General features: G+C 69.8%; 2 protein-coding genes, 1 tRNA gene and 1 rRNA gene. 3 read left to right on the top strand and 1 reads right to left on the bottom strand.

The genetic code is table 11. From position 1 onward, the window contains the following. Together rrf and AB0D46_RS20830 are read left to right on the top strand one after the other, a co-directional pair. A 5S ribosomal RNA gene (rrf, locus tag AB0D46_RS20835) occupies window positions 1-93 on the top strand; the annotation flags it as partial. A 5-nt stretch (window positions 94-98) separates the two neighbouring features. After that, window positions 99-171, top strand: a tRNA-Thr gene (locus AB0D46_RS20830). A gap of 142 nt (window positions 172-313) precedes the next feature. On the opposite strand, the gene AB0D46_RS20825 is transcribed toward AB0D46_RS20830, so the two are convergent. Then, complete coding sequence (locus tag AB0D46_RS20825; RefSeq protein ID WP_362879357.1) at window positions 314-2,836, bottom strand: SpoIIE family protein phosphatase; 2,523 nt, start codon at window positions 2,834-2,836, stop codon at window positions 314-316. 228 nt (window positions 2,837-3,064) lie between these two features. Between AB0D46_RS20825 and AB0D46_RS20820 the strand changes: the two genes are divergently transcribed. Further along, window positions 3,065-8,557: a HAMP domain-containing protein gene (locus tag AB0D46_RS20820; protein WP_362879355.1), complete on the top strand. Its 5,493-nt coding sequence runs from the start codon at window positions 3,065-3,067 to the stop codon at window positions 8,555-8,557. The last annotated feature ends 206 nt before the right edge of the window (window positions 8,558-8,763 follow it).

Genomic DNA, 8,763 nt, shown 5'->3' with positions numbered 1-8,763 from the left:
CGCCCGGTTTACATTCCGAACCCGGAAGCTAAGCCTTTCAGCGCCGATGGTACTGCAGGGGGGACCCTGTGGGAGAGTAGGACGCCGCCGAACAACCCGCCCTTTTAGCTCAGTCGGTAGAGCGTCTCCATGGTAAGGAGAAGGTCAACGGTTCGATTCCGTTAAAGGGCTCAGGTAAGACAAAAAAGGCTCCCGCCTCAGGCGGGGGCCTTTTTTGCGTTCCAGCGGCTTTTGAGGTCGAGGGTCGTGCCGATGCCCTGCTCGCAGCGGCCGCAACCAGCGGATTCCAAGCAGGGCATCAAGGGTGGCGGAGTCAGGCACCTTCGCGCTGGTGGGGGACGCGGAAGGCGAGGATGGCCATGTCGTCCGAGGCGGGCTCCGCCGCGAAACGTTCCACCGCGCGCAGGACGCGGGAGGCGACCGCGCCCGCGGTGAGGCCGGTACAGGTGGTCAGGACCTCGGCGAGGCCGTCGTCGCCCAGCATGCGGGCGCCCTCGCGGCGTTCCGTCACACCGTCCGTGACGCAGAGGAGGACGTCGCCCGGCTCCAGGGTGAGCGTCTGCTCGTACAGGTCCAGGTCGTCGATGACGCCCAGCAGGGGCTGCGGTTCCGCGGCCGGGGTGACCTCACCGTCCGGGCGCAGGCGCAGCGGGAGCGGGTGGCCGGCGCAGACGACCTTCATCAGGGCGCTGCCGTCCGGCTGGGGGTGGAGCTCGCCGTACAGGAGGGTGAGGAACCGGCTGCGGGCGCCCTCGTCGAGGATGGCGGCGTTGAGGCGCTCCAGGACCGCCGGGCCGCCGAGGCCCTCGCGGGCCAGCAGCCGCAGGGCGTGCCGGGCCAGGCCGGTGACGGCCGCCGCTTCCGGGCCCGTACCGCAGACGTCGCCGATGGCGAAGCCGTACACGCCGTCGCGGATCGGGAAGACGTCGTAGAAGTCGCCGCCCACCTCGTTGCCCTCGCCCGCGGCGCGGTAGATGACCTCCACCTCCATCCCCGGGATGGCCGGGGAGCCGGGCGGCAGGAGGCTGCGTTGGAGGGAGCGGCTGATGGCGGTGCGCTCGGAGTACAGCCGTGCGTTGTCGAGGGCCAAGGCCGCTCGGCGGGAGAGGTCGTCGGCCAGTTCGAGGATCTCCTGGCGGAAGTGCTCCTCGCGGGGCTTGCCCAGGGTGAGCATGCCGATGACGCGGTTGCGCGCCAACAGGGGCAGCACGACGGAGTCACCTCCGACCGCGGTGGCCGCCGCCGCCCACGGGCGGGCGCCGGCCTCGCGGACCGGTTCGGGCGGGCTGACCCGGGACAGCAGGGCCTTCAGCCCGTCGATGTTGTCCTCGTCCTCGTGGAGGACGTAGGCGAGGTACGGGTCCGATGCCTGGTCGGCGATCGTGTAGACGGCGCACCAGGTGGCGAGGGTCGGAACGGTCATCTGGGCCATGAGGGCGAGCGTCTGGTCCCGGTCGAGGGTGCCGGCCAACAGGTCGGAGGCTTCGACGAGGAAGGACAGGGAGCCGCGGCGCAGCCGTTCCAGCTCGCCGAGGCGGGCGGACTCGACGGCCAGGGCGATGCGGTCGGCGGCGAACTGGAGGCGCAGGGCCTCCTCGTTGGTGTAGCGGCCGGGGCCCTCGGCGGCGATGCCGAGGGAGCCGGTGAGGCGGCCCTCGACCTTGAGGGGGACCGTGACGGCCGAGCGCATGCCCGTCGACTCCAGGAGCGGTACGGCTCCGGGGACGGCCGCGAGGTCGTCGTGGACGGCGGGCATGCGGGCCGAGCCGTACCGGTTGGTGCCCGCCTCGACGGGAACCCGGGCGAAGCGCTGGCGGGTCGAGGGCAGGCCGGTGGTCGCGCGGACCTCCAACTCCGTCTCGTCGTCCGTGGCCAGCAGTAGGAAGGCGGCGTCGGCGTCGAGCATGTCGCGGGCGCGCTCCACGGTGCGCTGGAGCAGGCTCTCCAGGTCGTCCGGGGCGGGGGAGCCGATGAACACCTCGAACGGGTCGACCGGGCGGCTCTCGCCCGGGTGGCCCCCGTCGGTGGGGATGCGCACGGGGGTCTGGAGCAGGGCGCGCTCGTCGTCGTGGACGAGGAGGCAGACGATGGAGGGCTCACCGTGGGCGTCGCGGACCCGCAGGTGGGAGGCGTACACGGGGATGACCCGGCCGTCGGCGCCGCGGATGCCGTAGCTGCCCTCCCAGCGGGACAGGCGCAGGGCCTCGGCGATGCCGGTGCCGGTGCCCGGCGTCTGCGGCCAGGCGGCGAGTTCCGCGAGCGGGCGGCCCACGACCTTCTCGGCGGGGTGCCCGAAGATCTGCTCGGCGTCCTCGTTCCAGGCGGCGACGGAGTCCGAGGCGTCGACCTGGATCACGGCGACGCGGACCCGGCTCTCGGCGAGCGGCAGGAACTGGTCCGGTACGACGGGGCCCGCGGAGCGGGTACCGACCGGACGGTCCGGGGGGTCCAGGCGGAACCAGACGTGCTTGTGGGTGGCCGTGTACTCGACGCCCCAGCGGGTGGCGAGGGCGGCGCACAGCATCAGGCCGCGGCCGCTCTCGCGGTCGGGGTCGGCGTAGGGGCGCTCACCGGGGTGGGCGAGCGGGAGCTCGCGCTCCGGGTACCGGTCGGCGACCTCGACGCGTACGCCGTCCTCGGCGCGCAGGCACAGGACCTCGGCCCGGGTCCCCGCGTGCACGACGGCGTTCGTGACGAGCTCGCTCGTGAGGACCACGGCGTCGTCGACGATGTCCGCGAAACCCCAGCCCTGCAGGGTGTCGCGGACGAACGCGCGGGCAGCGGCGACCGAGCGCCCTTGGGGGTCGAAACTGGCAGCCGCCCGTGCCGTGATCACAAGTCTCCTTCGACGCGGTGGGACATCGGATGCCAGGTTACTTACCTTCGCGGTGGCAAGGAGGCCGTCGTGGGGGATTCCACCCGCAGGGTACGGCCGGTGTGCGATGGTGCCGGAGTGTTATGGCCGGGTTCGGCCGGGGTGAAACACTGGGCAGGCTTGGAGAGCCGGATTTTGGATAGTCGGATGTCCGGTGGAACAGTGGTCGACCCTTTCGGGAGGGACACGGTGGAGTCTGGAGCAGCGGTGCGGCGTGCGGGAACGCGCCCCAAGGGGGGCCGGTCCCGGCGCGGAGGTACGACGGAGGTCGATACCGCCGCTCTGAACCGGCTGCTCACGGCCCTGGTGTCGATGCGGGACGGGAACTTCCGCAAGCGGCTGACGGTTTCCGGCGACGGTGTGATGGCGGAGGTCGCCGCCGTCTACAACGAGGTTGCCGACCGCAACCTCCACCTGACCGGTGAACTGTCCCGGGTCCGGCGGATGGTGGGCCGTGAGGGCAAGCTGAGCGAACGGCTGGAAACGGGTGCCTGCGAGGGTTCCTGGGCGGCCGCGATCGACGCCTCGAACCAGTTGGTGGACGATCTCGCCCGGCCGGTGTCCGAAGTCGGTCGGGTGCTGTCGGCGGTGGCCGAGGGTGATCTGGACCAGCGGATGGACTTGCGCACGCAGGCCTCGGATGGGGCCGGGCACCCGCTGCGCGGGGAGTTCCTCAAGGTCGGTCGTACGGTCAACAACCTGGTCGACCAGCTGTCCGCGTTCACCGACGAGGTGACGCGGGTGGCGCTGGAGGTCGGGACCGAGGGCAAGCTCGGCGGGCAGGCGCAGGTGCGCGGAATGTCCGGTTCTTGGAAGGACCTGACCGACTCCGTCAACACGATGGCGTACCGGCTCACCGCTCAGGTGCGTGACATTGCTCTCGTGACGACGGCGGTGGCCAAGGGCGATCTGTCGCGCAAGGTCACGGTGCACGTGGCCGGCGAGATGCTCCAGCTGAAGAACACCGTGAACACGATGGTGGACCAGCTGTCGTCGTTCTCGTCCGAGGTGACCCGGGTGGCCCGCGAGGTGGGTACCGAGGGCGAACTCGGCGGTCAGGCGAAGGTGCCCGGCGTCGCGGGCGTGTGGAAGGACCTGACCGACTCGGTCAACACCATGGCCGGCAACCTGACGGCCCAGGTGCGCGGGATCGCGCAGGTCACGACGGCCGTCGCGAACGGTGACCTGTCGCAGAAGGTGCGGGTCAGCGCGCGCGGCGAGGTGGCGCAACTGGCCGAAACGATCAACCAGATGACCGAGACGCTGCGTACGTTCGCGGACGAGGTCACGCGGGTGGCGAGCGAGGTCGGCGCCAAGGGGTTGCTCGGTGGTCAGGCGCAGGTGCCGGGTGCGGCGGGGACGTGGAAGGACCTCACCGACTCGGTGAACACGGTCTTCCGCAACCTGACCACGCAGGTGCGTGACATCGCCCAGGTGACGACCGCGGTGGCGAACGGCGATCTGTCGCAGAAGGTCACGGTCAACGTGGCCGGCGAGATGCTGGAGCTGAAGAACACCGTCAACACGATGGTCGACCAGCTCCAGTCCTTCGGTGCCGAAGTGACGCGGGTGGCCCGTGAGGTCGGCGTCGAGGGCGAGCTGGGTGGTCAGGCGCAGGTGCCGGGTGCGGCGGGGACGTGGAAGGACCTCACCGACTCGGTGAACACCGCCTTCCGGAACCTGACCGGGCAGGTCCGCAACATCGCGCAGGTGACGACGGCGGTGGCGAACGGCGATCTGTCGCAGAAGGTCACCGTGGACGTCTCGGGCGAGATGCTCCAGCTGAAGAACACCGTGAACACGATGGTCGACCAGCTGTCGTCGTTCGCCGACCAGGTGACGCGGATGGCGCGGGACGTGGGTACGGAGGGTCGGCTCGGCGGTCAGGCGCGGGTCGAGGGGGTTTCCGGAACCTGGAAGGAACTCACCGACTCGGTCAACTTCATGGCCGGGAACCTGACCTCGCAGGTCCGCCAAATTGCGCAGGTGACGACGGCGGTGGCGCGGGGCGATCTGTCGCAGAAGATCGACGTGGACGCCCGGGGCGAGATCCTGGAGCTGAAGAACACCATTAACACGATGGTCGACCAGCTCTCGGCGTTCGCCGAGCAGGTGACGCGGGTGGCCCGTGAGGTGGGTACGGACGGCCGGCTCGGCGGTCAGGCGCAGGTGCCCGGGGTGGCCGGGGTCTGGCGGGACCTGACCGATTCGGTGAACGGCATGGCGGGGAACCTGACCTCGCAGGTCCGCAACATCGCCCAGGTCGCGACGGCGGTGGCCCGTGGTGATCTGTCGCAGAAGATCGACGTGGACGCCCGGGGCGAGATCCTGGAGCTGAAGAACACCCTCAACACGATGGTCGACCAGCTCTCGAACTTCGCCGAGCAGGTGACCCGCGTCGCCCGTGAGGTGGGCACCGAGGGCATCCTCGGCGGCCAGGCCGAGGTCAAGGGGGTCTCCGGGACCTGGAAGGACCTCACGCAGTCCGTCAACTTCATGGCCAACAACCTGACGTCGCAGGTGCGCAACATCGCCGAGGTGACCACGGCGGTGGCCATGGGCGACCTCTCGAAGAAGATCACGGTCGACGCCAAGGGCGAGATCCTCGAACTCGTCACGACCGTGAACACGATGGTGGACCAGTTGTCCTCCTTCGCGGAGCAGGTGACCCGGGTGGCCCGTGAGGTGGGTACCGAGGGCATCCTGGGCGGCCAGGCCCGGGTCCGCGGGGTGACCGGCATCTGGAAGGACCTCAGCGACAACGTCAACACCATGGCCGGGAACCTGACGGCGCAGGTGCGCGGGATCGCCCAGGTCTCGGCGGCGGTCGCCAACGGAGATCTGACGAAGAAGGTCACCGTCGAGGCGCGTGGCGAGGTCGCGCAACTCGCCGACACCGTGAACACGATGGTGAACACCCTGTCCTCGTTCGCGGACGAGGTCACGCGGGTGGCCCGCGAGGTGGGTACGGAGGGCCGGCTCGGCGGGCAGGCGCACGTGCCCGGTGTCTCGGGGACGTGGAAGGACCTCACCGACTCGGTGAACTTCATGGCCTCCAACCTCACCGGGCAGGTGCGGCAGATCGCCATGGTCACGACCGCCATCGCCAAGGGCGACATGACCAAGAAGATCGACATCGACGCGCGCGGCGAGATCCTGGAGCTCAAGACCACCATCAACACGATGGTCGACCAACTGTCCTCCTTCGCCGATCAGGTGACCCGGGTGGCCCGCGAGGTGGGCACCGAGGGCATCCTGGGCGGCCAGGCCCGGGTGCGGGACGTGGATGGCACTTGGCGCGACCTGACCGAGTCGGTGAACGAGATGGCCGGGAACCTGACCCGGCAGGTGCGCGCCATCGCGGCCGTCGCCACCGCGGTGACCCGAGGCGATCTGAGCCTGAAGGTCGACGTGGACGCGGCGGGAGAGATCCAGGTCCTCCAGGACAACATCAACACGATGATCGTGAATCTCCGCGACACCACCTTGGCCAATAAGGAACAGGACTGGCTCAAGGGCAATCTGGCCAGGATTTCGGCCCTTATGCAGGGTCGCCGGGAACTCGACGACGTCGCCTCGCTGATCATGAGCGAGCTGACCCCGGTGGTGTCCGCGCAGCACGGGGCCTTCTTCCTGGCGCTGCCGACCGGCGGCACCACCGAGATCGGGACGGACGGCGGCGCGGAGGGCTCGTACGAGCTGCGGATGCGCGGGAGTTACGCCTACGCGGGCGGTCAGATGCCCATTTCCTTCCGGCCGGGGGAGGGGCTGATCGGGGCGGTCGCCGAGGAGAAGCGGACGATCCTCGTCGAGAACACTCCGCCCGGCTACCTCAAGATCTCCTCGGGGCTCGGCGAGGCGCCGCCGGCGCACGTGATCGTGCTGCCGGTGCTCTTCGAGGGGAAGGTGCTCGGCGTCATCGAGTTGGCGGCCTTCCAGCCGTTCACGCAGATCCAGAAGGACTTCCTCAGCCAGATCGCCGAGATGATCGGTACGAGCGTCAACACCATCTCCGTCAACTCCAAGACGGAGGTGCTGCTCAAGCAGTCGCAGGAGATGACCGAGCAACTGCGCGAGCGCTCCGACGAGCTGGAGAACCGGCAGAAGGCCCTTCAGGCCGCCAACGCGGAACTGGAGGAGAAGGCCGAGCTGTTGGCGCAGCAGAACCGGGACATCGAGGTGAAGAACACCGAGATCGAGGAGGCCCGGCAGGTCCTGGAGGAGCGCGCCGAGCAGCTCGCGGTCTCGATGCGGTACAAGAGCGAGTTCCTGGCGAACATGTCCCACGAGCTGCGGACCCCGCTCAACTCGCTGCTGATCCTGGCCAAGCTGCTCGCCGACAACGCGGACGAGAACCTCTCGCCGAAGCAGGTGGAGTTCGCGGAGACCATCCACGGGGCGGGTTCGGACCTGCTCCAGCTGATCAACGACATCCTCGACCTGTCGAAGGTCGAGGCGGGCAAGATGGACGTCTCGCCGACGCGGATCGCGCTGGTCCAGCTCGTGGACTACGTGGAGGCCACCTTCCGGCCGCTGACCGCGGAGAAGGGCCTGGACTTCTCGGTGCGGGTGTCCCCGGAGCTGCCGGCGACGCTGCACACCGACGAGCAGCGGCTCCTTCAGGTGCTGCGCAACCTGCTGTCGAACGCCGTGAAGTTCACCGACACCGGGGCGGTGGAGCTGGTCATCCGACCCGCCGGCGGGGACGTGCCGACCGCGATCCGCGAACAGTTGCTGGAAGCCGGATCGCTGCGCGAGGCGGACGCCGACCTCATCGCGTTCTCGGTGACCGACACCGGCATCGGGATCGCGGCGAGCAAGATGCTGGTGATCTTCGAGGCGTTCAAGCAGGCGGACGGGACGACGAGCCGCAAGTACGGGGGCACGGGCCTCGGGCTGTCCATCAGCCGGGAGATCGCCCGACTGTTGGGCGGGGAGATCCACGCGGCCAGCGAGCCCGGCCGGGGATCGACCTTCACCCTGTACCTGCCGCTCCACCCGAGCGAGCTGCCCCCGCAGGGGTACGCCCCGCCCACGCCGGGCGGCGCCCGCGGGGAGTACCGCAGGGCGGCCGAGGAGGCGCGGCCCGAGCCGGTGCCGTACGCGCCGGCCCCGCTGTCCGCCGCTCCGGTACGGGCCGCGCTGCCCGCGGCGGAGCCGACCGGTCAGGGGTCGTCGGCGCTGTTCCGGCGGCGCCGCAAGGCGCAACCGGAGGCGCCGGCGCGCGGTGAGGTGCCCGGGCAGGCGGACGGGGGCGGGTGGGACGTGCAGGAGCCGCTGCCGACGCCGCCGCGGACGTACGACTTCCACGGCGAGCGGGTGCTCATCGTCGATGATGACGTGCGCAACGTCTTCGCGCTGACCAGCGTGCTGGAGCAGCACGGGCTGGCGGTGCTCTACGCCGAGAACGGGCGGGAGGGGATCGAGGTCCTGGAACAGCACGACGACGTGGCGCTCGTACTGATGGACATCATGATGCCGGAGATGGACGGGTACGCGACGACCTCGGCGATCCGCAGGATGCCGCAGTTCGCCGGGCTGCCGATCATCGCGTTGACGGCGAAGGCGATGAAGGGCGACCGGGAGAAGGCCATCGACTCCGGGGCGTCCGACTACGTCACCAAGCCGGTCGAGCCCGACTACCTGTTGTCGGTGATGGAGCAGCACATGCGCGACGAGTGAGCACCGATCTTCGGGCGGGCACGTGATGGGCGGGGCGAAGGGGAACCTTCCCCTCCGTTCACGTTTCCGCTTCGTGCACAGTGACATCTTGGTGACAGGGTGTGGCGATCTCGGGACTGGGGCTACGATGACCGGCACAAGGACGGACGGCTCAGGGTTGCCGTTCTCTGGGGCGGGGCCCGGCACACAGGCCGGCGCCCGGAGCC

It is taken from the genome of Streptomyces sp. NPDC048383 (assembly GCF_040651775.1).
Lineage (GTDB): Bacteria > Actinomycetota > Actinomycetes > Streptomycetales > Streptomycetaceae > Streptomyces.
Note: the sequence above shows the minus strand (reverse complement) of the source record. Positions and strands in the feature narration are given on the sequence as shown.